Origin of the sequence: Aeromonas sp. 600276 (assembly GCF_049175815.1) — a bacterium.
Classification (GTDB): domain Bacteria; phylum Pseudomonadota; class Gammaproteobacteria; order Enterobacterales; family Aeromonadaceae; genus Aeromonas; species Aeromonas dhakensis.
This window is the reverse complement of record NZ_JAAKVU010000018.1, coordinates 1-25,963: the sequence shown is the minus strand read 5'-3', so window position 1 is coordinate 25,963 and position 25,963 is coordinate 1. Positions and strand designations below refer to the sequence as shown.

Annotated in this window: 24 protein-coding genes and 2 tRNA genes; 17 read left to right on the top strand and 9 right to left on the bottom strand. The window is 61.7% G+C overall.

The genetic code is table 11. The annotated features are described in order from the left end of the window. Positions 1 to 29 precede the first annotated feature (29 nt). On the top strand, positions 30 to 764 hold the full coding sequence (locus G5134_RS16960; RefSeq protein WP_005305238.1) for a substrate-binding periplasmic protein: 735 nt from the start codon (positions 30 to 32) through the stop codon (positions 762 to 764). Here G5134_RS16960 and rarD read toward each other — a convergent pair. After that, the gene (rarD, locus tag G5134_RS16955; protein ID WP_065018763.1) at positions 746 to 1,654 is read right to left on the bottom strand and encodes an EamA family transporter RarD; all 909 of its coding nucleotides are present in this window, start codon (positions 1,652 to 1,654) and stop codon (positions 746 to 748) included. The two genes, G5134_RS16960 and rarD, sit on opposite strands and share 19 nt — an antisense overlap. A 102-nt stretch (positions 1,655 to 1,756) precedes the next feature. On the opposite strand from rarD, the gene G5134_RS16950 reads away from it, so the two are divergent. Then, positions 1,757 to 2,338 (top strand): uracil-DNA glycosylase family protein, encoded by a 582-nt coding sequence (locus tag G5134_RS16950; protein WP_065018764.1) that lies wholly within the window; start codon positions 1,757 to 1,759, stop codon positions 2,336 to 2,338. Between the two features lie 10 nt (positions 2,339 to 2,348). On the opposite strand, the gene G5134_RS16945 is transcribed toward G5134_RS16950, so the two are convergent. Continuing rightward, positions 2,349 to 3,206, bottom strand: coding sequence for a DMT family transporter (locus G5134_RS16945; RefSeq protein ID WP_065018765.1), 858 nt, complete (start codon positions 3,204 to 3,206; stop codon positions 2,349 to 2,351). Between the two features lie 91 nt (positions 3,207 to 3,297). Between G5134_RS16945 and G5134_RS16940 the strand changes: the two genes are divergently transcribed. Continuing rightward, positions 3,298 to 4,188 carry a LysR substrate-binding domain-containing protein gene (locus G5134_RS16940; RefSeq protein WP_010636071.1) on the top strand — a complete coding sequence of 297 codons (891 nt, stop codon included), beginning with the start codon at positions 3,298 to 3,300 and terminating at the stop codon, positions 4,186 to 4,188. Between the two features lie 2 nt (positions 4,189 to 4,190). On the opposite strand, the gene znuB is transcribed toward G5134_RS16940, so the two are convergent. Together znuB and znuC are read right to left on the bottom strand one after the other, a co-directional pair. Then, a complete protein-coding gene (znuB, locus tag G5134_RS16935; RefSeq protein WP_010636072.1) occupies positions 4,191 to 4,970 on the bottom strand; it encodes a zinc ABC transporter permease subunit ZnuB in 780 nt (259 codons plus the stop codon). Positions 4,971 to 4,991: 21 nt separating this feature from the next. Beyond that, positions 4,992 to 5,756: a zinc ABC transporter ATP-binding protein ZnuC gene (znuC, locus tag G5134_RS16930; RefSeq protein ID WP_017788147.1), complete on the bottom strand. Its 765-nt coding sequence runs from the start codon at positions 5,754 to 5,756 to the stop codon at positions 4,992 to 4,994. A 94-nt stretch (positions 5,757 to 5,850) separates the two neighbouring features. On the opposite strand from znuC, the gene znuA reads away from it, so the two are divergent. Continuing rightward, positions 5,851 to 6,765, top strand: a complete 915-nt coding sequence (znuA, locus tag G5134_RS16925) for a zinc ABC transporter substrate-binding protein ZnuA (RefSeq protein ID WP_017785549.1) — start codon at positions 5,851 to 5,853, stop codon at positions 6,763 to 6,765. 85 nt (positions 6,766 to 6,850) lie between these two features. Beyond that, on the top strand, positions 6,851 to 7,525 hold the full coding sequence (locus G5134_RS16920; RefSeq protein WP_017788145.1) for a transglutaminase-like cysteine peptidase: 675 nt from the start codon (positions 6,851 to 6,853) through the stop codon (positions 7,523 to 7,525). On the opposite strand, the gene G5134_RS16915 is transcribed toward G5134_RS16920, so the two are convergent. Next, the gene (locus G5134_RS16915; protein WP_017778337.1) at positions 7,520 to 8,461 is read right to left on the bottom strand and encodes a TAXI family TRAP transporter solute-binding subunit; all 942 of its coding nucleotides are present in this window, start codon (positions 8,459 to 8,461) and stop codon (positions 7,520 to 7,522) included. The two genes, G5134_RS16920 and G5134_RS16915, sit on opposite strands and share 6 nt — an antisense overlap. Beyond that, positions 8,461 to 9,753 (bottom strand): LapD/MoxY N-terminal periplasmic domain-containing protein, encoded by a 1,293-nt coding sequence (locus G5134_RS16910; protein ID WP_005305206.1) that lies wholly within the window; start codon positions 9,751 to 9,753, stop codon positions 8,461 to 8,463. Before G5134_RS16910 ends, G5134_RS16915 begins: the two co-directional genes overlap by 1 nt. Before the next feature lie 259 nt (positions 9,754 to 10,012). Here G5134_RS16910 and mepM point away from each other — a divergent pair, with 259 nt between their 5' ends. Further along, positions 10,013 to 11,350, top strand: coding sequence for a murein DD-endopeptidase MepM (gene mepM / locus G5134_RS16905; protein WP_005305203.1), 1,338 nt, complete (start codon positions 10,013 to 10,015; stop codon positions 11,348 to 11,350). Between the two features lie 66 nt (positions 11,351 to 11,416). Here the strand turns inward: mepM and G5134_RS16900 are convergent, their stop codons facing one another. Next, on the bottom strand, positions 11,417 to 12,361 hold the full coding sequence (locus G5134_RS16900; RefSeq protein WP_010636078.1) for a D-2-hydroxyacid dehydrogenase: 945 nt from the start codon (positions 12,359 to 12,361) through the stop codon (positions 11,417 to 11,419). A gap of 162 nt (positions 12,362 to 12,523) precedes the next feature. Between G5134_RS16900 and G5134_RS16895 the strand changes: the two genes are divergently transcribed. Next, positions 12,524 to 13,105 (top strand): YjaG family protein, encoded by a 582-nt coding sequence (locus tag G5134_RS16895; RefSeq protein ID WP_065018767.1) that lies wholly within the window; start codon positions 12,524 to 12,526, stop codon positions 13,103 to 13,105. A gap of 48 nt (positions 13,106 to 13,153) precedes the next feature. Here G5134_RS16895 and G5134_RS16890 read toward each other — a convergent pair whose 3' ends face one another. Continuing rightward, positions 13,154 to 13,633 (bottom strand): MarR family winged helix-turn-helix transcriptional regulator, encoded by a 480-nt coding sequence (locus G5134_RS16890; protein WP_005305194.1) that lies wholly within the window; start codon positions 13,631 to 13,633, stop codon positions 13,154 to 13,156. A 164-nt stretch (positions 13,634 to 13,797) separates the two neighbouring features. Here G5134_RS16890 and G5134_RS16885 point away from each other — a divergent pair, with 164 nt between their 5' ends. Continuing rightward, positions 13,798 to 14,325, top strand: a complete 528-nt coding sequence (locus tag G5134_RS16885; RefSeq protein WP_017765335.1) for a hypothetical protein — start codon at positions 13,798 to 13,800, stop codon at positions 14,323 to 14,325. A 9-nt stretch (positions 14,326 to 14,334) separates the two neighbouring features. Next, positions 14,335 to 15,933 carry a BCCT family transporter gene (locus tag G5134_RS16880; protein ID WP_010636079.1) on the top strand — a complete coding sequence of 533 codons (1,599 nt, stop codon included), beginning with the start codon at positions 14,335 to 14,337 and terminating at the stop codon, positions 15,931 to 15,933. Positions 15,934 to 16,005: 72 nt separating this feature from the next. On the opposite strand, the gene mutS is transcribed toward G5134_RS16880, so the two are convergent. Then, positions 16,006 to 18,588, bottom strand: a complete 2,583-nt coding sequence (gene mutS, locus G5134_RS16875; protein ID WP_319907007.1) for a DNA mismatch repair protein MutS — start codon at positions 18,586 to 18,588, stop codon at positions 16,006 to 16,008. Positions 18,589 to 18,822: 234 nt separating this feature from the next. Here mutS and pncC point away from each other — a divergent pair, with 234 nt between their 5' ends. From pncC to G5134_RS16835, 8 genes are all read left to right on the top strand, one after another. After that, complete coding sequence (gene pncC, locus G5134_RS16870; protein WP_065018769.1) at positions 18,823 to 19,314, top strand: nicotinamide-nucleotide amidase; 492 nt, start codon at positions 18,823 to 18,825, stop codon at positions 19,312 to 19,314. A 79-nt stretch (positions 19,315 to 19,393) separates the two neighbouring features. Beyond that, a complete protein-coding gene (gene recA / locus G5134_RS16865) occupies positions 19,394 to 20,458 on the top strand; it encodes a recombinase RecA (RefSeq protein ID WP_010636082.1) in 1,065 nt (354 codons plus the stop codon). 41 nt (positions 20,459 to 20,499) lie between these two features. Further along, positions 20,500 to 21,009 carry a regulatory protein RecX gene (locus G5134_RS16860; RefSeq protein ID WP_065018770.1) on the top strand — a complete coding sequence of 170 codons (510 nt, stop codon included), beginning with the start codon at positions 20,500 to 20,502 and terminating at the stop codon, positions 21,007 to 21,009. A 396-nt stretch (positions 21,010 to 21,405) separates the two neighbouring features. After that, entirely contained in the window at positions 21,406 to 24,030 is a 2,625-nt protein-coding gene (gene alaS, locus G5134_RS16855; protein WP_017765330.1) for an alanine--tRNA ligase, read from the top strand. Positions 24,031 to 24,046: 16 nt separating this feature from the next. Next, positions 24,047 to 25,294, top strand: a complete 1,248-nt coding sequence (locus tag G5134_RS16850; protein ID WP_005305167.1) for an aspartate kinase — start codon at positions 24,047 to 24,049, stop codon at positions 25,292 to 25,294. A 93-nt stretch (positions 25,295 to 25,387) separates the two neighbouring features. Further along, entirely contained in the window at positions 25,388 to 25,576 is a 189-nt protein-coding gene (gene csrA / locus G5134_RS16845) for a carbon storage regulator CsrA (protein WP_005305164.1), read from the top strand. Between the two features lie 214 nt (positions 25,577 to 25,790). Continuing rightward, positions 25,791 to 25,883, top strand: a tRNA-Ser gene (locus G5134_RS16840). Between the two features lie 3 nt (positions 25,884 to 25,886). Beyond that, a tRNA-Arg gene (locus tag G5134_RS16835) sits at positions 25,887 to 25,963 on the top strand.

Genomic DNA, 25,963 nt, shown 5'->3' with positions numbered 1-25,963 from the left:
CACACTCAAGAGCAGCCCAAGGAGGTGCGATGCGAGCATGGTGGTGGTTGTGGTGTCTGCTGTCGATATCGGCTCATGGCGAGACGCTGCGTCTCTACGACTATCATCAGCACCCCCCCTTCATGACCGGGGAGCAGAGCGGTCTGAGCCGGGATCTGGTCAAGTATCTCAATGAAAAGCTTGGCGGAGAACCCAAGCTGGAACTTTGGCTGGTGAATCGGGCCAGACTGGCGCTGGAGATGTCGGATCCCGGCTTCGACGGTCTGGTGGCCTGGGTCAATCCCGCCTGGGTGGGGGATCCCCAGCGCGAACGCTACCTCTGGACCTTTCCCATCATGCGCGATACCAACGAGCTCATCTCAAGTGCCGACAGACCGGTCACCTATCGCGGGCCCGATTCGCTCAAAGGGATGACCTTCGGCGGCATCGAGGGGTACCACTATCAGGGGATCGACGAGGCGTCGGCCAGAGGCGATCTGGTGCGGGTGGATGCCAAGAAGGTCAAGACCAACTTCAGCCTGCTGGTGCGCGGCCGCATCGACGTGACCCTGGTGCCGGGCTCGGCGCTCACCTTCTTTACTCACGACCCCGCCTTCGAGGGCAAGCTGTTCGTCTCGCCCTTCGCCCAGTCCAGCTATACCCGCCACATACTGTTGCCCAAATCCCGCAGCGATCTGCATGACAGGCTGAACGACATCGCCGAGCAGATGGACCGGGATCCCAAGTGGCACGCCATCCTGGAGTCCTACCGCGGCAGACCCTGAGCGTCGGCGTTGCGGCGCAGATGGCGCCCGAGCCTGTGCAGCGGCAGCAGGCTCACCAGCAGGCCGGCCCAGACGAAGGCAAATCCCACCGATTTCACCGGATCCGGCGTCTCGCCAAACCAGAAGATGGCGAGCAGGAAGGCGAGGCTGGGCTCGATATATTGCAGCAGGCCCACCGTGCTCATGCGGGTGCGCATCATGCCGTAGCAGAACAGCCCCACTGGCAGCAGGGTGGCGGGGGCACTGCCCATCAGCAGCAGTCGCTCGGTCCAGTCACCGGCCACGAACTGGCTGGCGCCGCTCACCGCCAGAGCGCCGATGATCAGCAGGGCGACGGGCAGCTGCACCAGCGCCTCGAGGTAGAGGCTGACGCCGGCGTCATAGTGCACCTTCTTCTTGAGCAGGCCATAGAGGGCGAAGTTGGCCCCCATGACCAGGGAGAACCAGGGCAGCTGGCCGTAAGAAAAGAGCATGTAGGCCAGCCCCACCAGGGCCAGCGCCACCGCTAGGTGTTTTTGCGGGGTGAGCTTCTCTTTGAGGAACAACACGGCGAAGACGATGTTGAACAGCGGCGTCATGAAGAAGGCGAGGCTGGTGGCCAGCACCTGGCCGGTGGTGAGGCACCAGGTGAACATGCACCAGCTGATGGACATGACGGGGCCGGCCAGCAGGATGAGGCCGAGCTGGCGCGGTTCGCTGCGCAGCCGCGCCCAGGGCACTTGGTAGCCGACTAGGAGGAACAGGATCCCCAGCAGCACCGCCGACCAGAGTACCCGGTGGGAGAGCAGCTCCCACATGTTGACCGCGGGCATGAACTGGTAATAGAGGGGCAGCATGCCCCACAGCACGAATGAGAGGGCCGCGCTGCCGGTGCCCATCCAGTTCTTCATCTCGCTCCGTTTATTAAATTAAACAAGTGTGACTGCATAATAAGTATCTGCTGAATCTTTCACAAGCAGGATCCGGGGGAAAACTCTGCTACTATCGGGCCCATGAACCGACTCGACAGTTTGTTTGCACAGATCCGTGCCTGCCGCCTGTGCGAGGCGCACTTGCCGCTCGGGCCTAGACCGGTGATCCGTGGCAGCGAGCGCGCCCGCCTGCTGATCATCGGCCAGGCGCCCGGCACCCGGGTGCATGCCAGCGGCATCCCCTGGGACGATCCCTCCGGCGATCGCCTGCGCCAGTGGCTCGGAGTGGACAAGGCCACCTTCTACGATGAATCCCGCATCGCCATCATGCCGATGGGGCTCTGCTACCCCGGCAAGGGCAAGTCGGGGGATCTGCCGCCACGCCCCGAATGCGCCCCCACCTGGCACGACAAGGTATTGATGCTGCTGCCCAACATCGAGCTGACCCTGCTAATCGGCCAGTATGCGCAAGGCCACTACCTGCGGGATGCGGCGAAAGGGTCGCTGACCGAGACGGTGCGCAGCTGGGCGAACTACGGTCCGGCCTGGTTGCCACTGCCACACCCGTCCCCGCGCAACACCTTCTGGCTCAAGAAGAACCCCTGGTTCGAGCAGGATGTGATCCCCCATCTGCAACAAAGGGTCGCCCCGCTGCTGGGGTGACCCTGGTTGGCTAGAGTGCCGGTTCGACCTGCGGTTTGGGCTTGCTGCGGGCCATGGCGATGAGCGGCAGTATGATGCACAGGCACCCCAGCAGCAGCGGCAGGCCCGGCTGCTCATCGAACAGCCATACCCCGATGGCGACCGCCATCAGCAGGCCGGTGTACTCAGCTGAGGCGATCTTGCTCGCCTCCGCCTTGCGATAGGCCACCACGCACAACCCCGCATAGACCATGATCAGCGCCGAAGAGCCGAAGGCGGGCCACCACATCTGCCACTGCCAGTCGCCCCCTTCCCACCAGGCCAGCGCCAGGATAAAGGGCATGCTCAGCACGTTGGTAAAGAACAGGGTCTGGGCGATGGGCTGCTGGAGCGGGATCCGCTTGATCAGCAGATTGTTGAGCGCCATGGAGAGCGCCACCCCGAGCGCCGCGAGCGCCGCCCAGTTCACCTCGGTGGGGCGCAGCACGATCAGCACCCCGACAAAGCCGATGAAGGCGGTCAGCACCTTCTGGCGCGAGATGGCTTCCCCCGCCAGCCACACCGCCAGCGGCACCATCATCAGGGGCGCCGCATAGAAGAGGGCGTTGGCGGTGGCCAGCGGCAGCCGGGTGAGGGCGATCACCATCAGGCAGACGCCGATGGCCCAGATATGGGCGCGCAGCAGGTGCCACTTGAGCGCCACCGGCGGGTTGCGACGCCATGACCAGAGCAGCCAGGGGGTTAGCAGGAGGGCGGCGGAGAGTTGGCGGAAGAAGACGAACTGGAACACCGGCTGATCCGGCTCCAGCACCTTGACCAGCGCGTCGGAAAAGACCGCCACCATATTGCCCAGCACCAGATAAAGGATGCCGATCCCCACTGCGTTCATGCTACCTCCTGCGTCAGATGAGGGAAGGGTAGCCCGCGCTTCGTTATCCAGTAAAATGATAAAAAATCACCATGCATGAGAATTTTGGATAATGAAGCTGCCTCCCCTGCGCGCCGTTCAATACTTCGAAGTGGTTGCCCGCCTGCTCAGCTTTTCCCGCGCGGCCCTTGAGCTGAATGTCAGCCAGAGCGCGGTCAGCCATCAGATCCGCCTGCTGGAGGATTTTCTGGGGGAACGGCTGCTGCTGCGTCAGGGGCGGCTGCTGTCGCTGACGGCGCAGGGCGAGGTCTATTTCGAGGGGATCTCCGCCGGGCTCGGCCAGATTGCCCAGAGCAGCGAGCAACTGCGTGGCGGCGGCGAGATGCGGCTGCGGCTCGCGGTCTACAGCTCGTTTGCGGTGAAGTGGCTGATCCCGCGCCTGGCTGGGCTGCGCCAGCTCTATCCCGAGCTGGATCTCAGCCTGGAGATGGTGGCGGAGGATCCCGAACTCTCCGATCGGGTGGCGGACTGCTTCATCACCGTTTCGCCCCACGGTCGGGGCTATTGTCACGATCTCATCTACCAGGAGCGGCTCTTCCCGGTCTGCAGCCGCCGCTTGCTGCAACAGGTGGAGGGGGAGTGGCCGGACGCCATCTGGCAACTGCCGCTGCTGTCGGTGCAGTCCATCTACAAGGCGCGGGGAGAGGATTGGCAGCGTTGGGCCAAGGCCGGGGGATTGGTGATCCCGGCGGAGGCACGGATGCACCACTTCAGCCATGTGTTGCTGGCGATGGAGGCTGCGGCCTGGGATCAGGGGGTGGCATTCGTGAACGACTACATGCTGCGACCGGATGATCCCCAGCTGGTGGCCTTGCCGGTACACCAGCTGGAGACGGGGGATGCTTTCTACTTCACCTGCAAGCGCTCGCGGGCCCATGAGCCCGCCATCAGCCGGCTGCGCCAATGGCTGATGATGGAGACACGCCAGAGCATGCCTCTCTAGGCTCAGGCTTTCTTGAACTGGCTCAGCACAAACAGGCTGGTGGCGCAGACCACGACAGACGGGCCTGCCGGCGTGTCCTGATACCAGGAGAGCAACAGCCCGCCGAGTACGGCAAGGCAGCCGATGAGGGCGGCGAAGCCGGCCATCTGCTCCGGCGTGCGGCTGAAGCGGCGGGCGGTTGCCGCAGGGATGATCAACAAGGAGGTGATGATCAGCGCCCCGACGAACTTCATCGCCACCGCGATCACCAATCCGATCAGCAGCATCAGCACGCAGCGCAGCACATCGACCCTCACCCCTTCCACCCGGGCCAGCTCCTCCGAGATGGTCATGGAGAGCAGGGGATCCCACAGCCGCCACAGGGTGAGCAGCACCAGGGCGCCGCCGCCGTAGATCCAGATCAAGTCCATCGGCTGCACCGAGAGCAGGTCACCGAACAGGTAGGCCATCAGATCCACCCGCACGTTGTCCATGAAGCTCAAGGTGACCAGACCGAGCGACAGGGCGCTGTGGGCCAGGATGCCGAGCAGGGTATCGGTGGCCACCTGCTGGTTGCGGCTCATGATCACCAGCAGCATGGCCATGGCGAGACAGCAGACCACCACCGCCAGGGTGAGATCCACCTGCAGCAGGATGCCGAGCGCGATGCCGAACAGGCAGGCGTGGGAGAGGGTGTCGCCAAAATAGGCCATCTTGCGCCACACCACGAAACTGCCGAGGGGGCCGGCCAGCAGGGCGATGCCGAGGCCGGCCGCGAGGGCGTATAACAGAAAGCTGTCCACTTGATGATCCTGTCGGGTACGTTATTGATTGCGGGAGGGCAGGCGAATGACGGGGGCCTGCGGTTCATGATGATGGTGTTCGCCGTCGCAGTGATGATGGTGGGTGTAGACCGCCAGCACCTCCTGCTCCGGTCGGCCGAACAGACGGGCAAACTCGGGGTGGCGGGCCACGCTCTCCGGTTCGCCGTGACAGCAGACGTGGCGATTGAGGCAGATCACCTCGTGGGTGCTGGCCATCACCAGATGCAGGTCGTGGGAGACCATCAGCACGGCGCAGTTGAACTCGGCGGCCAGCTGGCTGATGAGGGCGTAGAGCTCGATCTGGCCGTTGATGTCCACCCCTTGCACCGGTTCGTCCAGCACCAGCAGCTCGGGCTTGACCAGCAGGGCACGGGCCAGCAGCACCCGCTGCATTTCGCCGCCGGAGAGCTTCTGCATCCGGTTGTCCAGTAGATCTTCCGCTCCGACCCGGCCCAGTGCCTCCTCGATGGAGAGGCGGCCATTCTTTCCAAGCTGCAGAAAGCGACGCACCGTCAGCGGCAGGGTGGGATCGAGATAGAGGCGCTGGGGAACATAGCCGACCCGCAGGTCGCGGCTGCGGGTGATTTGGCCTGAATCCGGCGTGAGCAGACCCAGCACCAGCTTGCTCAGGGTGCTCTTGCCCGCCCCGTTGGGGCCGACCAGGGTAGTGATTTTGCCTTTGTTCAGGGTAAAGGAGACCTTGTCGAGCACGAGTCGTCCATCAAATGAAAGACAGACCTCTTTCAGCTCCACCAGTTGGGTCATGACAGCTCCGGGGTTTACAGCCTGTGAGAGTTATAATATAACAATAACGTTGGTTTGTTATATTATCACACACACACTTCCTGACGAGATCTCTATGCGAATTCTTGCCCTGATCACTGCCCTGCTGGCGGTGAGTCTGCCTGTCCGCGCCCTCGAGGTGCTGACCACCATCAAGCCGCTGGGTTTCATCGCGGCCGCCATCACCGACGGCGTGAGCGAGCCCAAGGTGCTGCTGCCGACCGGCGCTTCGCCCCACGATTTCTCACTGCGCCCCTCCGATATTCGCAGCATCAACGAGGCCGATCTGGTGGTGTGGGTCGGCCCCGAGCTGGAAGGTTTCATGGCCAAGCCGCTGGCCAAACATCCCCATGTGCTGACCCTGACCCGGGTGGAAGGGATGCCGCTGTTTGATTACAGCAAGCAGGCCGGTCATGAAGAGCACGCCGACGAGGCGCATGAAGGCCATGACCACGACGGTCATGAGGGGCACCACCACGAGGGCGTCGACCCCCACATCTGGCTGGGTCCGACCCAGGCGCTGGTCATCGCCAATGCCCTGAGCGAAACCCTGAGCGCTCAGGATCCGGCCAACGCCGAGCGTTATCGCGCCAACCTGTTGGCGTTCAAGGCCAAGGTGGAGGCCAAGGACAAGGTGATTGCCGAGCAGATGAAGGCGGTGAATCAGAAGGGCTACTTCGTGTTTCATGAAGCCTATGGCTACTGGGAGCGCCACTACGGCATGAGCTCCAAGGGCCACTTCACCGTGAGCCCGGAGCGACGCCCCGGCGCCAAGACCCTGGTGGAGATCCGCAAGGCGCTGGAAGAGAAAAAAGCGAGCTGCATCTATGCCGAGCCGCAGTTCTCGCCGGCGGTTATTGAGTCGGTCGCCCGCAATACCGGCGCCAAGGTGCTGTTGCTGGACGAAGTCGGTGAACAGGTGCCACTCGGTCCGGATGGCTATCCCCGCTTCATGCAGCAGCTGGCCGACGCCTTCGCCGAGTGCCGTTGACCGCGTCGCAGCACCCGCGTGCTCGCCACTGGGGCAGCCAGGGGCAACTATACTGACCTCCAGCATCTGACAGGGAGTGTCTGGTATGAAATGGCTGCTCGTTCCCACCTGCACGTTGGCGCTCTGCTGTGCCAGCGTGCAGGCTTCCCGCCTCTCCGAATACATGGCCAGCCCTGCACTGCAGGCAAAATTGCAGGAGGTCTATGGCGGTCGAGCCCTCCAGCGGGCGGAGGCCTTCTCGCGCCTGCTGACGCCAAGGGCCGGCACCACGGATCAGCAGAAGATCGAGCTGGTCAACAACTACTTCAACAACCTGACCTACAGCGATGATCCCAGATTGTGGGGAGAAACGGATTACTGGGCCAACCCGCTGGAGTTTATCGGTGCCCGTGGTGGCGACTGCGAGGATTACAGCATCTCCAAGTACTACACATTGATGGAGCTTGGGGTGGACGAGAAGAAGCTGCGACTGGCTTACGTCAAGGCAGTCAAGTACAACCAGTTCCACATGGTTACGCTCTACTTCGCGACCCCCAAGTCGGATCCGATGGTGCTCGACAACATCAACAACCGGATCCTGCCCGGCAGCAAGCGGACCGATCTTATCCCCGTCTACAGTTTTGATGCCAAGAGCATCTGGATCATGAAGTCGCGCCGGGAAGGGACCCTGGCAGGCAGTGCCGACAGGCTGGCGCAGTGGACCTCGATGAAGACCCGCTTCTCCAGCGAGCAGTTGCGCTCCCCCCGCCGTCAGCTATAGCTTGCCCGCCGCTTTCAACTCCTCGAAATATTTTGCCGCGCCCGGATGCTGTTCGATGCTCAGCACCGGGCCGGTTTTATTGCGCGACTGGTGAAACAGGTTGGCGTAACCGTAGGTTTGCTCATTGAACTTGGTTTGCTGGGCCAGCATGGCCCGGGTCAGGCGGTAAACGTCGGCCTGTGGCGTGCTGGCGGTGGTTACCAGGGTGGCGGCGATGGCAAAGGTCGGCGTCGCCTTGAGGTTGCCCGGATAGATACGCGCAGGGATCTGGCTGCGTTGGTAATACTTGACCCCCTTGAGCAGCTGATCCCGGGTTGCCCCCTCGATCGGCAGGAAACGCACGGGGCAGCGTTTGGCTGTATCCAGCACGATGCGGTTGGGGTGACCCATCACCAGGCCATAGGCGTCGATCTGTTTGCTGCACAGGGACTCGGCCAGATTGGCCACGCTCTTGAGATCGAGATCCTGCTCCTTGGCGCCCAGCACGTTGAACAGGGCGAGCGCCGTCTGGCGGGTACCGGAACTCTTGAGTCCCATGTCGATGGGGGCCAGCTTGAGTTGCTCCAGGCTGGTGATGTCGCCGTCGGCCCTCACCACTATGGTAAAGGGCTCGGCGTGAGTGGCGAAGATGGCCCTGAGCTCTGGTTGCGGCTGACTGGCATATGGACCCAGGCCGTTACTGGCCTGGTAGAGCCAGTCCGACTGCACCAGCGCATAGCTTGTTTCGCCGCTTTTCAGTTGGCGCAGATTTTCGATGGAGCCCGAGGTCGCCTGCGGCTTGCACTGCAGTCCGGCATCGCTCTTGTTGGCCAGCCGGCAGAACTCTTTGGCGATCTGGTGATAGATCCCCTGTTCACCGCCGGTGGCTATGGTGGTGGGGTTGGCCAGCAGCGGCAGTGGCCACAGCAGGGCGAGCAACAATCCGGTCCTGTTCATCATGCCTCCTTGCCGGCGTAGCCATCGATGCCCCAGTTGCGCAGGGTGTCGATATCCTGAATGTCGCCGGCCTCCGCCAGCAGGGTGTAGCCCGCACTGTGCAGGCACTGGGCCACCAGGTTCCAATAGAGCGGAGCCTGGGTCGGTTGGCAGCTGATGAAAACGGGATTGATGGGGTCGAGCTGATTGAAGGTTTCGTTGGTCATCGGGATGGCGCTGAAGGCCATCTCCACCCCTTGTTCCTGCAAGGCGGCCAGCCGCTCCTGGGCAAGGGGTGGTACATGTTCCTGATCCCAGCGCCAATCGAGGGTCTTGCCTCTGCCCTTGGCCAGCAGAGGTGCAAATTGAGCCCAGTCGGGGTGGCCGAGCAGGCTGAGCGGCAGTTGCAATCCCTCGACTGCATGGTGCAGCCAGAGATCGAGCAGGTGCCGGATCTCGTCCGGTGAACTGTTCAGTGACGGGGTGACTTCCGGAATGAGGCGGCTGTAGAGACGAATGCTGCCCTGGGTCGAGAAGAAGTGTTGTTGCAACAGCCCCTCTCCTGCGCAGGTCAGGGTCTGCAGCGGCTCATTGACCATGGGGAGCTGTTTGCCGAGCTGGCTTATCTTGAGCCGTTGCTGCAGCAGATCCCGTTTGCGTTCCGACACCAGCTGGTTGACCGAGCCGGCCAGCTCCTTGAGATCCTGCAACCAGGGAGCGTCCAGGGTGCCACTGAACTGGCGCTTGCGGATCTTCACCAATTGCAGATTGATCTGCTCGAGCGGGCGCAGCAGCCGTTTGCAGACCCAGGAGATCACCAGGGTGAACACCAGCAGACCTGCCAGCAGGGCCGTGCCGGTACGGCTGATCGCATTCCACAGATGCTGGTAGGCATAGCCCGTGTGCCCTTCCAGGGTGAGGGTGCCCAGCATGCGCCAGCCATCGGTCAGCTCCTGCTCAATTTTTACCGGCGGCATGTCGATAACAGAGGGGAGCCAGGTCGGCACGTTCTGTTGCGCGGTGTGGAAGACCTTCTGAAACAGCACCTGACCATCCGGATCCAGCAGGGTGACCGCGCTGACGAAGCCGCCATCGAACATGGCGTTGACTATGGTCTCGGCCAGTACCTTGTCATCGTTGAGCAGGGTGCCTTGCAGCACCAGCCCGAGGGCGGTGATGGCGGTTTCCAGGTTGGCGGACATCTGATCGAGGATGGATTGCCGCACCGTGGTGACTTCCAGCATGAACAGCAGGACGGCGCCAATCAGGAACAAAATCAGGATGATTCGATTTAACAGTTTCGCTAACGACATATCCACTCCATGGAAAAGTTATCGCAACATGTTGAAACCTGGGGTCGGAGGTGGGCTGACCCGGCTCTTAAAAATAGGAAAAAATGGTTAAAAAAGACGATCATTTCTGCCCATGAAGGAATGTTATGCATAAAATGTGAGGTTCATGCAGATTGCTATGAACTAATTGTGAGTATTTAGGTCAAACAATCAGTTTTATACGGTTTCATAACAAACAGACTGACCACTAACACCCTTGGATCTAATGACAGGATAGCGGATGAAACGTCTCCGTCCCTTGGTAGCGCAGGCCGCCAATTGGGAACCCCCGGTTCCCCGCAAACACTTTTACGCCATGCTACTGCTGACGGCCATGACGCTGTCGGCGGTAGCCATATTGCCAGCCCCGGGTGACATCCTGGAGCGGCCGCTGCGACTGGAGTTGCCGATCGCCACCAATGGCACCGCAACCAACGAAGACAATACGGACTTCAACGACATCCCGGATCACGAGCTGGTAGAAGCCGCGACACCGGAAGATGACATCCCGGCCGACGCCACCCCCCAGTGGCAGGATTACCGGGTTCGCAATGGCGAGAATCTGACCACCATCTTCAACAACCTGGGTCTCTCCACCACCACCCTTTACAAGGTGCTGGATGCCGACACCAAGAACAATCTGGCACGGCTCAAGCCGGGCCAGACCATCGAGCTGCTGATCGATCAGGACAACATACTGCAGCAGATGAAGATCCGCCTGAACATCAAGCAGACCCTGGTGCTGGAGCGTACCGACGACACCTACAGTGCCAACATGCTCAATGAAGAGGTGGAGTGGCAGAAGAAGAGCTATGACGGCGTCATCAATGGCAGCTTCTACGTGAGTGCCCGCAATGCGGGGATCCCGGCCAACCATATCCAGAAGATTGCCAACCTGTTCCAGTGGCGGCTCAACTTCGCCAAGGATCTGAAAAAGGGCGACAAGTTCAAGGTGCTGGTGCGCCAGGAGACGGTCGAAGGCAAGAGCACAGGCAACACCCAGCTGCTCGGGGTGGAAGTGTTCAGTCAGGGTCAGAACGTCTCCGCCTGGCTGTCCGAAGATGGCAACTACTACGATGGGCAGGGCAACAGCCTGGAGCGCGGTTTCCGCCGTTACCCGACCCACAGCCGCTACCGGGTCAGCTCCAGCTTCAACCCGAATCGCCGTCACCCGATCACCGGCCAGGTGCGGCCTCACGAGGGCACCGACTTTGCCCTGCCGGTCGGTACCCCCGTGATGGCAACCGGTGACGGTGTGGTACTGAAGGCGACCAGCCACCCGCTGGCCGGCACCTATGTGGTGATCAAGCACGGTCGTACCCTGATGACCCGTTACCTGCACCTGAGCAAGCTGCTGGTCAAGCCGGGCCAGAAGGTGAAGATGGGCGACAAGATTGCCCTCTCCGGCAACACGGGTCGCTCCACCGGCGCTCACCTGCACTACGAGGTGCGGATCAACAATCGTCCGGTGGATGCCATGAAGGTCAAGCTGCCGATGGCGGAACCGCTCTCCGGCAAGGAGAAGCGTCAGTTCCTCGCCAAGGTGAAGAGCTATCGCAAGGAGATGGAGGCCGGTTGATGCCTCTCTCGCCGAAATAAAAAGGCCCCGCCACGCTGGCGGGGCCTTTTTATTGGCTGACGGCCATCAATAGCCCTTGTCGAAGTCGATCTTGCCGTCCAGCGGCTGGCCGTCGATGAAGCGGATGTAGTTGCGCACGAAGATCTGGGCCACGTCTTCGGGGAAGCTGTAGGCGCTGTTGTGCGGCGTGACGATGAGGTTGGGCTGGCCCCAGAGCGGGCTGTCGGCGGGCAGCGGCTCCTGCGCGAATACGTCCAGCACCGCCATTCCCAGCTTGCCGGTGCGCAGTGCCGTGAGCAGATCCCCTTCGTGGATGGCGTTGCCGCGCCCCACGTTGAACAAGATGGCCCCCGGCTTGCAGTGCTCGAAACGGGCGGCGGTGAAGAGATGATGGGTTTCGCGGGTGGCGGGCAGCACGCTGACGATGACGTCGGCCTGCGCCAGCATCTTGTTGAGGGCGGGCAGCTGATATACCTGGTCGAAACCGGCCCGTTCGCGGCCACTGCGGCTGATGCCGAGCACCTTCATGCCGAAGTGCTTGCCGGTGTGGGCGATGTGCTGACCTATGCTGCCGGTGCCCAGGATCAGCAGGGTGCGTCCCTTGAGACCGTGATAGGGGTGGCTCTGCCACAGCCGCTGCTTCTGCTGTTCCCGGTAGAGGGGGATCTGGCGCATCAGGCTGAGCAGATGACCGAACACGTACTCGCTCATCAGCGGACCAAAGATGCCGCGCACATTGGTGAGCTGGTAGTCACGGCGGCAGCTGGCATCCAGCAGCACGTCGACCCCGGCGTAGGTGGATTGCAGCCAGCTGAGTTTGCCGGCCTTGGCCAGCAGCGGTTTGGCGCGCGCCGGTTCGGCCATCAGGATGTGGGCCTCGCCGATCACTTTTTCGGCGTCGCTCTGGTTGTCGGCTCTCAAAATGCGCAAATGAGGGAGGTGAGCCGCCTTGAGCAGGCGCTCGTAGTGAGCATTGTCCTGGCTGAGCAAAAGAAGGGTACGTTGACTCATACTCTTGTTCCTTATCAGATTTGCGGCGCGGGAGAGAGGCCGCTCTGCCTTCATCTTACCCGAGTTGACCGGCCAACATAGCCGACCAGGCCGCTTTTTCGTTTTCGCGCGGCCCCTCGTGGGCTACAATCTGCCCCACATTTTGCAAAGGATCCGACTCCAGTGTTTGGTGACAAGTTTTATAAGCGACTGGCCGAGCTACAGCCTTGGCAACAGACGGTCTACACCCTGGCGCTGGCAGAGCGCATGTACCCCAACTATGCGCTGTTTTCCCAGGCCTCCGGTTTCGGGGATGCGAAGGCATTTCGTCACGCCCTGGATCAGATGTGGAACTACCTGACGGTGAAAGGATCCCGGGTCAATCTGGGGGCGATTCTGGAAGCGTTCGAAGTCTACATTCCGGAACCCAGCAAGTTCGAATCCTACGGCGCCTATCCGGCGCTGGATGCCTGTGTCGCCTTGGGCTGCGCCTACAACTCGGTGATCTGCCGGGTGGGGGAAGAGGCCAACGACGCCAGCCATGCGTCGGTCGGTACGGTCGCCGGTTTCATCGAGATGCTGGAAGAGCGTGACCTCACCGACGAGGAGCTCTACGAGCACGAATACATGGAGGCCGAGCTGGAGTTCCAGGTCGAGCTGCTCAAGCGGGTGGCCCACGAGCGTGACAGCGACCGCATCCTGGCCGTGCGTACCTTCGCCGCCCAGGGCGGTGTCTCCAATATCGGCATCAGCCTGGAAGAGTGATCCCGCTCGCCTAGGCCCATAAAAAAAGCTCCCGTTCGGGAGCTTTTTTTATGCCCGCTCTTCGGTGAGGGGCCGGACGCTCAGCACCGGGGCCGCGTCTATCTCGTCGGCATTCATCATGGTGGAGATACGCTGCAAAGAGGAGAGCAGCAGGGTTTGCTCCCAAGTCTCAAGTGCTTGAAAACGCTGAATGAAGCGCTCCTGCAGTGGGGTCGGCGCCTGGGCCAGCAGGGCTCGGCCTGCGTCAGTCAGTGTCGCATGCACCTTGCGCTTGTCGGTTTCGCTGCGGATGCGTTGCACCAGCTGGCGGCTCTCGAGGCGGTCCATGATGGTGGTGGCGGTGGCCTGGCTCATGTTGGTGTGATCCGCCAGCTGACGCATGGAGATCTGGCCCAGCTCGTCGATCCCCTTGAGCAGCAAGAGCTGGGGCGAAGTCAGGCCTGCCTCCTTGATCAAGCGCTTGGAGTGCATGTCGATGGCACGAATGATCTGGCGCAGGGCGACCAGCACTTCATCATGTTTTTCCATGGGGTATGAAATCGTCGAGGGGTGATTGGGAGGCGCAAAATTCTCCGCCTAATTCGTCACAAGGTCAATATGGTTTTTACTGTAATCTTTTCTGCTCTAATTATTTTGTGTTAGGGTAATGAGCTTTCCCCCTATTTTCCCCTGCTGTTTCGAGGAGCAAGATGATGAGTGACGAACTGGACATCAAAGCGCTGGTGGCCGACCTTCGAGTGGTCAGAGTCCGCTATGAACTGCCTGACACCTCGGCTTTCGTGCGTTACCAGCCCGCCTATGACGAAGATCCCAACAACCTCAAGGTGCATCACTACGACGGTGAGTTGCCGCTCTCCTGCAGTGAAACAGGTTCTTTCAACCTAAAGGAGTTGGTAAACGAATTGCGCTATGCCTATGTGCTGGTGCACCTCTTCCCGGACGAGAGCGCAATGAACTTCTACCTGACCGGCCTCGATACCGGGCTGGCCCAGCTGGAGTTCATCGGCGGCTCCTACGACTTCAACCGGCTCTGGATCACCAGCGGCATCTCCAACCTGGGCGTGCCCATGGCCATCTTCCTCGGCAAGCGCCACGCGGTGAACGGTCAGCCCTCCGTCAGCCTGGTGGACCACCGAGCGCAGACGGCCGGCAAGCTGGTCTACCGCGCCATCGGCGGCGCCGGTGATCACGTGGGTGAAGACTTTTTCAACAACGACTAAGGAGGCCAGATGAGAGCAAACAAAGGGCTGTTCAAAGGCCTCAACCCGACCATGGCCATGACGGCGCTCACCGTCATCACCCTGTTCCTGCTGTTCGGGATGTTCGTCCCCGAAACCGCCGCCACCTGGTTCGTGGGGGCCAAGGACAAGATCATCGCCGGGTTCAAGTGGTACTACATCCTGGTGGTCGCCCTGTTCCTGTTCTTCGCCATCTATCTGATGTTCAGCCGCTTCGGCAGCATCCGGCTGGGTGACGACGACCAGGTACCGGAATTCGGCTACTTCGCCTGGTTCGCCATGCTGTTCAGCGCCGGCATGGGGATAGGGCTGGTGTTCTGGAGCATCGCCGAGCCCATGTACCACCTGCAGGGCAACCCCTTCGTCACCGAAGGGATGACCCCGGAGGCGGCCCAGATCGCCATGCGTCTCACCTTCTTCCACTGGGGCCTGCACCCCTGGGCCATCTATGTGATCGTCGGCCTGTCGCTCGCCTTCTTCAGCTACCGGCGCAAGCTGCCGCTGGCCATCCGCTCCGTGCTCTATCCGCTGCTCGGCGATCGCATCTACGGTTTCTGGGGTCACGCCGCCGACGTGCTGGCGGTGTTTGGTACCGTGTTCGGGGTGGCGACCTCCCTTGGCCTGGGGGTCTCCCAGATGAATACCGGCCTCAACCAGATGTTCGGCATGGAAGTCTCGCAGGCGAACCAGCTCTGGCTCATCGGCGGCATCAGCCTGATCGCCACCCTGTCGGCGGTCTCCGGCGTCGGACGCGGGGTGAAGATCCTCTCCGAGCTCAATATCTGGTTGAGCGTGTTCGTGCTGGGCCTGTTCCTGGTGCTGGGGCCGACCACCTACATCCTCAACGCCTATGTGCAGAACATAGGTGACTACCTGCAGAACATCGTCAAGCTGAGCTTCTGGACCAACACCGAGGCCAACGGCACTTCGGCCTGGCAGTCGAGCTGGACCGCCTTCTACTGGGGCTGGTGGATCGCGTGGGCGCCCTTTGTCGGCATGTTCATCGCCCGCATCTCCAAGGGGCGTACCATCCGCGAGTTCGTGCTCGGTGTCTTGCTGGTGCCCTCCCTGCTCGGCATGTTCTGGCTCACCGTGTTCGGCGGCACCGCCATGAATCTGGAGCTGTTCGGCAGTGGCGGCGTGGTGGCCGCGGTCAATCAGGATGTCACCCTGGCGCTCTACAAGACGGTGGAGCTGCTGCACTGGGAGACCTTCGGCTGGATCGCCAAGGGGGTGCTGACCCTGCTCATCTGCACCTACTTCATCACCTCCAGCGACTCGGGCACCCTGGTCATTACGACCCTGCTCTCCATCGGGGATCAGGATCCCCCCGTGCTGCACCGCGCCGTCTGGGGGCTGGGTCAGGGGCTGGTGGCCGCCATTCTGCTGGTGTCAGGCGGCTTGGCCGCCCTGCAGGCCGCCAGCATCATAGCCGCGCTGCCCTTCTCGGTGATCATGCTGGCCATGTGCTACTCCCTGATGCTGGGCCTCAAGCAGGAGAGTCAGCACCAGTTCGAGTATCGCCAGAAGCTCAAGCGCCACGACGGCTCAACCCACATGAGCCTGATGGACAGGATAGGGCCGGCCTGACGACAGGCCGAACCATGAAAACGAAAAGGGGAACCTCACGGTTCCCCTTTTTATTGCTGTGTTGGTGACGGGTTACAGCATCTGCTTGAGGCGATAGAGCAGGTCAAGCGCCTGGCGCGGGGTCAGCTCGTCCGGGCGCACCGCTTCCAGCTCATCAACTACCGGATGGCTCTGGGGCGGCAGGGCGACCGGGGCAGGGCGTACTTCGCCGGCGGCCACCGGGGTGGCGCTCTCCAGCTCGTGCAGCTTGTGACGGGCCTGCTGGATCACCGATTTCGGCACCCCCGCCAGCGCCGCTACCTGCAGACCGTAGGATCGGCTGGCCGCTCCCTCCTGTACCGCGTGCATGAAGGCGATGGTGTCGCCGTGCTCCACCGCATCCAGATGGACGTTGGCCAGCCCGCTCATCAGCTCCGGCAGCCGGGTCAGCTCGAAGTAGTGGGTGGCAAACAGGGTGTAGGCGCCAATCTTGCTCGCCAGCTGTTCTGCGCAGGCCCACGCCAGGGAGAGGCCGTCGTAGGTGCTGGTGCCGCGGCCAATCTCGTCCATCAGTACCAGGCTGCGGGCGGTGGCGTTGTTGAGGATGTTGGCGGTCTCGGTCATCTCCACCATAAAGGTGGATCTTCCCGATGCCAGGTCATCCGACGCCCCGATGCGGGTGAAAATGCGGTCGATGGGGCCGATGCGGGCGCTGTCGGCCGGCACGAAGGCGCCGATATGGGCCAGCAGCACGATGAGCGCAGTCTGGCGCATGTAGGTGGATTTACCGCCCATGTTGGGGCCGGTGATGATCAGCATCCGCCGTTCCCGCTCCAGCCGGATGGGGTTGGCGATAAAGGGATCCGTCATCACCTGCTCCACCACCGGATGGCGGCCCGCCTCGATCAGAATCTGATCCTCCTCGATGAGGGTAGGGCAACGGTAGTCGAGGGTCTCGGCCCGCTCGGCCAGGTTGGCCAGCACGTCCAGCTCCGCCAGGGCGGCGGCGGATTCCTGCAGCTCGCCCAGGTGCGGCAGCAGGGCATCGAGCAGCTCCTCGTAGAGGCGTTTCTCCAGCGCCAGCGCCTGAGCCTGGGCGGTGAGTACCTTGTCCTCGTACTTCTTGAGCTCATCGATGATGTAGCGCTCGTTGTTTTTCAGCGTCTGGCGGCGGATGTAGTGGGCCGGCACCAGATGGCTGTTGGCGCGGCTCACCTCGATATAGAAGCCGTGCACCTTGTTGTAACCCACCTTGAGGGTGTTGATGCCGGTCAGCAGCCGCTCGCGCTCCTCGATGCGGGCCAGGCTGGCGGTGGCGCCGTTGGCCAGATCCCGCAGCTCGTCCAGATCGGTGTTGAACCCTTCGCGGATGACGCCGCCGTCGCGAATGAGTACGGGTGGCACCTCCATCACGGCGCGTTCCAGCAGGTCCAGCAGCTCGGGGAAGGTACTGGCCCGCTCGCGCAGCTGTTGCACCGCCTCGTGCTCGCTGCTGGCAAGCAGGCGCTGCAGTTCCGGCAACTGGGCGAAGGCCTGGCGCAGCCGGGTGAGGTCACGCGGACGGGCAGAGCGCAGGGCCAGGCGCGCCAGCACCCGCTCCACGTCACCGACCTGGCGCAGCAAACCGCCCAGCTCGTCGTAAAGGTTCTGCTCGATGAGCTCCTTGATGGTGCTCTGACGGCCTTTGAGGATCACCCGATCGCGGATCGGCTGGTGGATCCAGCGCTTGAGCAGCCGGCTCCCCATGGGGGTGGCGGTGCAGTCCAGCACGGCGGAGAGAGTGTTGTCATGGCCGCCGGCCAGATTCTGGGTCAGCTCCAGATTGCGGCGGGTGGCGGCATCCATGATGACCGCATGATCGGGCTGCTCGAGGCGCACGCTGCGAATGTGGGGCAGGGCGGTGCGCTGGGTGTCTTTCACGTACTGCATCAGGCAGCCGGCAGCGCACAGGGCGGTCTCGCTCTGCTCGACCCCAAAGCCCACCAGATCCTGGGTGCCGAACTGCTGGCACAAGAGCTTGCGGGCGGTACCGAGCTCGAATTCCCACTCCGGGCGGCGGCGCAGACCGCGGCGACCCTCGACGTGGTGCAGGAAGGCGAACGATTCGGGGTAGAGCAGCTCGGCCGGGTTGGTGCGCTGCAGCTCCGCCAGCAGGGTCTCTTCTTTCTCGAACTGGTTGATGAAGAAGCGGCCGGAGCCTATGTCCATGGTGCCGTAGCCGAAGCGGCGACCATCGTGGTAGACGGCGGCGATCAGGTTGTCCTGCCGCTCGCTGAGCAGCGCCTCGTCGGAGACGGTGCCCGGGGTGATGATGCGAATGACCTTGCGCTCCACCGGCCCCTTGCTGGTGGCGGGATCCCCTACCTGTTCACAGATGGCGGCCGATTCGCCCAGCTGTACCAGCTTGGCCAGATACCCCTCGATGGCGTGATAAGGCACCCCCGCCATGGGGATGGGGCTGCCGGCCGACTGGCCGCGCTTGGTCAGGGAGATATCGAGCAGCTGGGAGGCCTTGCGGGCATCGTCATAGAACAGCTCGTAGAAGTCGCCCATCCGGTAGAACAGCAGGATCTCCGGGTTCTCGGCCTTGAGGGTCAGATACTGCTGCATCATGGGCGTGTGGGCGCTGAGATTGGCGCCAGGCGCGGTGCCGGTAGCTTGGTGTTGTGCGGTCATGTGCGATTCCAGAAGGGGCCTCTGCGGGCCAGTGTCTGCGGTGATGAGCCTTGAACTTGATGGCGCCATTCTACACATAAGCAGCGCGACGGGGGAGGTCGGGTTCCGGGGTTGTCTCTGGCTGAGCGGGTCTGGGTGCTGCACATCGATGTCGGTGGGGGTCTGCCCGGCGGTTGCGGGCGGCAGTGGCGGGATCGCATAATGTGCCTCTTGCACGCATCAGAGGGAGTCACGATGAAACTGGACGCAGAGATAGAGCGCCTCGCCATCGAGCTGGGGCGAGCCCTTGGCCAGCGAGGCTGGCTGGCGGCCACCGCCGAATCCTGTACCGGCGGCGGGGTGGCCACGGCCATCACCGACATTGCGGGCAGCTCAGGCTGGTTCGATCGTGGCTTTGTCACCTACACCAACGAGGCCAAGCAGCAGATGCTGGGGGTGAGCGACGAAAGCCTGGAGCAGCACGGCGCGGTGAGCGAGGCGGTGGTGCTGGAGATGGCCCGCGGCGCGCTGGCCCACTCGTCGGCTTCCATCAGTGTCGCCATCAGTGGCATCGCCGGTCCCGGCGGCGCCACCGAGGGCAAACCGGTCGGCACCGTCTGGTTTGCCTGGGCAGATTGCAACGGCCGCCACCACTCCCTGCTGGCCCGTTTCGACGGGGATCGCCGGCAGGTGCGTCAGCAGGCGGTGAGACAGGCCTTGTCGGGTCTGTTGGCCCTGCTCAGATAAATTGGGCTTGATACTGTATGAATAGACAGTATACTTAGCCCAACTTCATTTTTACTCACGATTTCCAGCGGAGATTGGCATGGATCAGAACAAACAGAAGGCACTGGCGGCTGCGCTGGGTCAGATTGAAAAGCAGTTCGGCAAAGGTTCCATCATGCGTCTGGGCGACAGCAAGACCATGGATATCGAAGCCATCTCCACCGGCTCCCTCTCTCTGGACGTGGCGCTGGGGATCGGTGGTCTACCGTGCGGTCGTATCGTCGAGATCTACGGCCCGGAATCTTCCGGTAAAACCACGCTGACCCTGCAGGTGATCGCCGAAGCCCAGAAGAAGGGCAAGACCTGTGCCTTCGTCGATGCGGAGCACGCACTCGACCCCATCTATGCTGCCAAGCTGGGCGTCAACGTCGACGACCTGCTCATCTCACAGCCGGACACAGGTGAACAGGCGTTGGAGATCTGCGACATGCTGGTGCGCTCCAATGCAGTTGACGTCATCATCGTCGACTCCGTGGCGGCCCTGACCCCGAAAGCGGAAATCGAAGGTGAAATGGGTGACTCCCACGTCGGCCTGCAGGCTCGTCTGATGTCCCAGGCGCTGCGCAAGCTGACCGCCAACATCAAGAACGCCAACTGCCTGTGCATCTTCATCAACCAGATCCGGATGAAGATTGGCGTCATGTTCGGCAGCCCGGAGACCACTACCGGTGGTAACGCGCTCAAGTTCTACGCCTCCGTGCGTCTGGATATCCGTCGTACCGGCGCCATCAAGGAAGGTGACGAAGTGGTCGGTAACGAGACCCGCGTCAAGGTAGTGAAGAACAAGGTGGCTCCGCCCTTCAAGCAGGCCGAATTCCAGATCTTCTACGGTGCCGGCATCTCCAAAGAGGGCGAGCTGGTGGATCTGGGCGTCAAGCACAAGCTGATCGACAAGGCCGGTGCCTGGTACAGCTACAACGGCGAGAAGATCGGTCAGGGCAAGGCCAACGTGATGAAGCTCTTCTCCGAAAACAAGGCGCTGGCTGGCGAAGTGGAAGCCAAACTGCGCGAGCTGCTGCTCTCCGGCGCCGCGCCGGTGGAGGAGAAGCCCTCCGCTGCCGAGTACGACGAGTTTGAAGCCGAAAACGAACAAGAGTTCGAATAAGAACGAAAGGAAGGCCGGGTTGATACCCGGCCTTGTCATTTATGGTTGATGAATCCGTTACCGAACCGGTCGAGCCCGCCGAGCCGAGCTTTACAGAGCAGCTGGCGGCCGCCCGTGCCTACGCCATGCGCAGTCTGGCCCGTCGCGAGAGTGCCGAGTCGGAGCTGGCCAGACGCCTGCGCCAACAGGGCTATCAGGAAGAGGTGATCGAGGCGGTAGTCGACTACTGCCGCGGTTACAACTGGGTCAATGACGAGCGCTATGGTGCCATGGCTGTACGGGCTGGTGCCGCCAAGGGGCATGGCCCGCTCAAGATCCGTTTCGAGCTGCGCCGCAAGGGGTTGGACGATGGCCAGATCGATGCCGCCTTCGAGCAACCCGAGCTGGACTGGTTCGAACTCGCCTTTGCGCTGCTGGAACGACGGGCCAACCTAGCCGATCTGGCCGACTTCAAGCTGCGAATGAAGTGGCTCAAGTATCTGCTGGGGCGCGGCTTTAGCCAGGATCAGGCCCGTTACGCCATCTCTGCCCTGCAGGAGCGGGAAGAGTAGAACGGCGATGTTTGTGCTGGCTCTTGAGATGATTCGAGAGACGAGAGCCCCATCGTCGTACACCCGCTCTCTTCATTTCCGGTTTACCGGCGCCTGGTCGCCGGTTTCCACCTGCCGACCAGGCCATTATGACGCCTGTGCAAGATTTTCCCTGCCTGTTCATAGGCTTGTCAGCTCAGATTGATGAAAGCCGGGTTCTCCCCGTCTTGACCCTCTTTTCATGCCGCTTTTTCTCCTGTTGATGGTGAAAAAAGCCGCGGTTGGCTGCGGGGCGCATTTCCGGCCCGTTTATGTGCGCTTTTTCGCCCGTGGCGGCCCTGTCCGTTTTACTTTACCCCGCAGAAAACTTACATTAATGCGGTTAAAAGTCCGTATTCGAATCAAGCAGGATTTTCCATGTATATGTCCACGTCTGAGATACGCGCTGCGTTTCTCGAGTATTTCCGTTCCCAGGGGCACCAGGTTGTCTCCTCCAGCTCGCTGGTACCGCATAACGACCCGACCCTGTTGTTTACCAACGCGGGTATGAACCAGTTCAAGGACGTGTTCCTTGGCGCAGACAAGCGTGCCTACAATCGCGCGACGACCTCCCAGCGTTGCGTGCGTGCCGGTGGTAAGCACAACGATCTGGAAAACGTCGGCTATACCGCTCGTCATCACACCTTCTTCGAGATGCTGGGCAACTTCAGCTTCGGCGACTACTTCAAGCAGGATGCCATCAAGTTTGCATGGGGCTTCCTGACCGAGGTGCTGCAACTGCCGAAAGAGCGCCTGCTGGTGACCGTCTACGCGACTGACGATGAAGCCTTCGACATCTGGGAAAAAGAGGTCGGTGTGCCGGCCGATCGCATCGTGCGCATCGGTGACAACAAGGGCGCCCCGTACGCTTCCGATAACTTCTGGGCCATGGGCGATACCGGCCCGTGCGGTCCCTGCACCGAGATCTTCTACGATCACGGCGATCACATCTGGGGCGGCCGTCCTGGCTCACCGGAAGAGGATGGCGACCGTTTCATCGAGATCTGGAACGTGGTGTTCATGCAGTTCAACCGTCAGGCTGACGGCACCATGGAGCCTCTGCCGCGCCCGTCCGTGGATACCGGCATGGGTCTGGAGCGTATCTCCGCTATCATGCAGGGTGTGCACTCCAACTACGAAATCGACATCTTCCAGGCGCTGATCAAGAAAGCGGCCGAGATCGTCGGCACCACCGATCTGAGCAACCAGTCCCTGCGCGTCATCGCCGACCACATCCGCTCCTGCGCCTTCCTGGTGGCTGACGGCGTGATGCCCTCCAACGAAGGTCGTGGCTATGTGCTGCGCCGCATCATCCGCCGCGCCGTGCGTCACGGTCGCAAGCTGGGTGCCACCGATGTCTTCTTCTACAAACTGGCTGCCGAGCTGGCGGTGCAGATGAAGGATGTCGCTGCCGAGCTGATCGCCCAGCTGCCGCTGGTCGAGCGCGTGCTGCGCATCGAAGAGGAGCAGTTCGTCCGCACCCTGGACCGCGGTCTGCTGCTGCTGGAAGACGCTCTGGCCAATCTGGGCGATGCCAAGGTCATTCCGGGCGAAGTGGTGTTCAAGCTGTATGACACCTATGGCTTCCCGGCCGACCTGACTGCCGACGTGGTGCGCGAGCGCGAGATCGGCATCGACGAAGAGGGCTTCAAGGCCGAGATGGAGAAGCAGCGTGCTCGTGCCAAGGAAGCATCCAGCTTCGGCGTGAACTACAACGAGATGCTCAAGCTCGACTTCGAGACCCCCTTCACCGGTTACAAGACTCTGACCGAGCGCACCCGTGTGGTCGGCATCTACAAGGGCGTGGACGAGGTGAGCGGTCTCATCGCCGGTGACGAAGCTGTCATCGTGCTGGAGCAGACCCCCTTCTACGCCGAATCCGGCGGCCAGATCGGCGACAGCGGCACCCTGAAAGTGGATGACGGCATCTTTGCCGTGACCGATACCGTTAAAGCGGGCAAGGCGATCATCCACAAGGGCTACATGGAACTGGGCACCCTGGAGAAAGGGGCCGAGGTCGAGGCCGTGGTCGATGGCGACCGTCGTCAGGCCATCGCCCTGAACCACTCGGTGACTCACCTGCTGCACGCGGCCCTGCGTCAGGCGCTGGGCGAGCACGTGACCCAGAAAGGCTCTCTGGTGGGTGCCGAGCGCATGCGCTTTGACTTCTCCCACTTCGAGGGGATGACCATGGCGACCATTCGCCGGGTCGAGGAGCTGGTCAACAACCAGATCCGCGCCAACCACGAAATCATCACCCAGCTGATGGGCCTGGAAGAGGCCAAGTCGGCCGGCGCCATGGCGCTGTTCGGCGAAAAATACGAAGACGACGTGCGCGTGGTGCGCATGGGCGACTACTCCACCGAGCTGTGCGGCGGTACCCACGCCAAGCGCACCGGTGATATCGGCTTCTTCAAGATCATCGCCGAGAGCGGCATCGCCGCCGGCGTGCGCCGCATCGAAGCGGTGACCGGCAAGGCCGCCATCGACTTCATGCATCAGGTCGGTGAGCAGATCGAAGAGGCAGCCGCGCTGGTGAAGGGCGATCAGTTCAGCATCGCTGACAAGGTTCGCCAGGTGCTGGACAAGGCCAAGATGATGGAACGCGAGCTGGAGCAGCTCAAGGCCAAGCTGGCCGCCCAGGCCGGTAACGACCTGCTGGGTCAGGTCATCGAGATCAAGGGTCAGAAGGTGCTGGTTGCAGCGCTGGAAGGAGCCGATCCGAAATCCCTGCGCGGCATGCTGGACGAACTGAAGAACCAGATGAAGTCCGGTGTGGTGCTGCTGGCAACCAGCGGCGAGGGCAAGGTCAACCTGATCGCGGGCGTCACCAACGACCTGACCGGCAAGGTCAAGGCCGGTGAGCTGGTCAATCTGGTGGCCCAGCAGGTGGGTGGCAAGGGTGGTGGTCGTCCCGACATGGCCCAGGCGGGTGGTACCCAGCCTGAGGCAGTGCCGGCGGCCCTGCAATCCGTACACTCCTGGCTGGAAGAGCGCCTGTAAGCGGGCGAGGTGATCTGTGGCACTCTATGTACAGAAGTACGGCGGCACCTCGGTCGGCACGCTGGAGCGGATCGAGGCGGTAGCTGAGCGGGTCGAACAGACCCGCGCCCAGGGACATGACGTGGTGGTGGTGGTCTCCGCCATGTCGGGCGAAACCAACCGGTTGCTGGGCATGGCCCAGCAGCTGGATCCTGATGCCAACCGGCGCGAGATGGATGTGCTGGTCTCCACCGGTGAACAGGTCACCATAGCGCTGCTGGCCATCGCGTTGAACAAACGCGGTTGCCCCGCGGTCTCGATGACCGGTGATCAGGTTCGCATTCACACCGATTCCGCCTATGGCAAGGCGCGCATCACCCACATCGACACCGACCGGGTTCAGGCTGAACTGGGCGCGGGCAAGGTGGTGGTGATCGCGGGCTTCCAGGGTCGTGACGAGCACAATGCCATCACCACCCTGGGGCGCGGTGGCTCCGACACAACGGCGGTCGCCGTGGCGGCTGCCATCAAGGCCGATGAGTGCCAGATCTTTACCGATGTGGACGGGGTCTATACCACGGATCCGCGCATCGAACCCAAGGCGCGTCGTCTCGACACCATCACCTTCGAGGAGATGCTGGAGATGGCCAGCCTGGGCGCCAAGGTGCTGCAGATCCGTTCGGTGGAGTTCGCGGGCAAGTACCGCGTGCCGCTGCGGGTGCTGTCGAGCTTTGTCGAGGGAGAGGGAACGTTAATCACATATGGAGGTGAGAGGATGGAAGCTCCCCTGGTATCCGGGATAGCGTTCAATCGCAACGAAGCCAGCCTGACCATTCTGGGTGTGCCGGACCGGCCCACCGTGGCAGCGCAGATCCTGAATCCGATCAGCGACGCCAACATTGATGTCGACATGATAGTGCAGAACACGCTGGGCGATGGCACCGCCGATTTCACCTTCACGGTGAATCGCGATGACTATCGCCGGGCGCGCGCCCTGCTGGAGGAGACCGCCAGCGAGCTGGGGGCCGCCTGCGTGCAGGGCAACGGTGAGATCGCCAAGGTTTCCATCGTCGGAGTCGGGATGTGGAACCATCCTGGCGTCGCCCGCACCATGTTCAAGGTATTGGGCGAGGAGGGGATCAACATGCAGTTGATTTCCACCTCTGAAATCAAGATATCCGTGGTGATTGACGAGAAGTACCTGGAGCTGGCAGTGCGTGCCTTGCACTCCGCTTTTGGGCTGGATCAGGAGCCTCATGAGCAGCCCTTGGGAAACAATCCCTGATTGATTTAGTTTCAACCATTTACCATATCGGTATCTTTGTAAGATAATGTCGCATATCGATATAAATACAAAACAGGATACAGGAGCAAGCGAATGCTTATTTTGACTCGTCGTGTAGGGGAAACCCTGATGATTGGTGACGAAGTAACTGTCACCGTGCTGGGCGTGAAAGGCAACCAGGTTCGTATCGGCGTGAACGCACCGAAAGAAGTTTCCGTGCACCGCGAAGAGATCTATCAGCGCATCCAGGCCGAGAAAGTACCGGGTCAATCCGGCTTCTAAGCGGCATCAATGGCTGTGACAAGGCGACACCTCATGTGTCGCCTTTTGTTTTTTCGGAGCGCCGAAAATGGTGTCGCAGGGGGCGAAAGAGCGGGATAAGTGTCGATATTGCTTGAATATTCCACGCTTTGGCCAAATACCGAGCGAACGCACTTTTTTCTCCAAAAAAGTGTTTGACTAAAAATCCCTGTGAAGTATTATCAGCCCCGCAAACGGAGAGGTGGCCGAGAGGCTGAAGGCGCTCCCCTGCTAAGGGAGTATGCGGCTTATACCCGCATCGGGGGTTCGAATCCCCCCTTCTCCGCCATTTGCGCCCGTAGCTCAGCTGGATAGAGTACCTGGCTACGAACCAGGTGGTCAGAGGTTCGAATCCTCTCGGGCGCACCA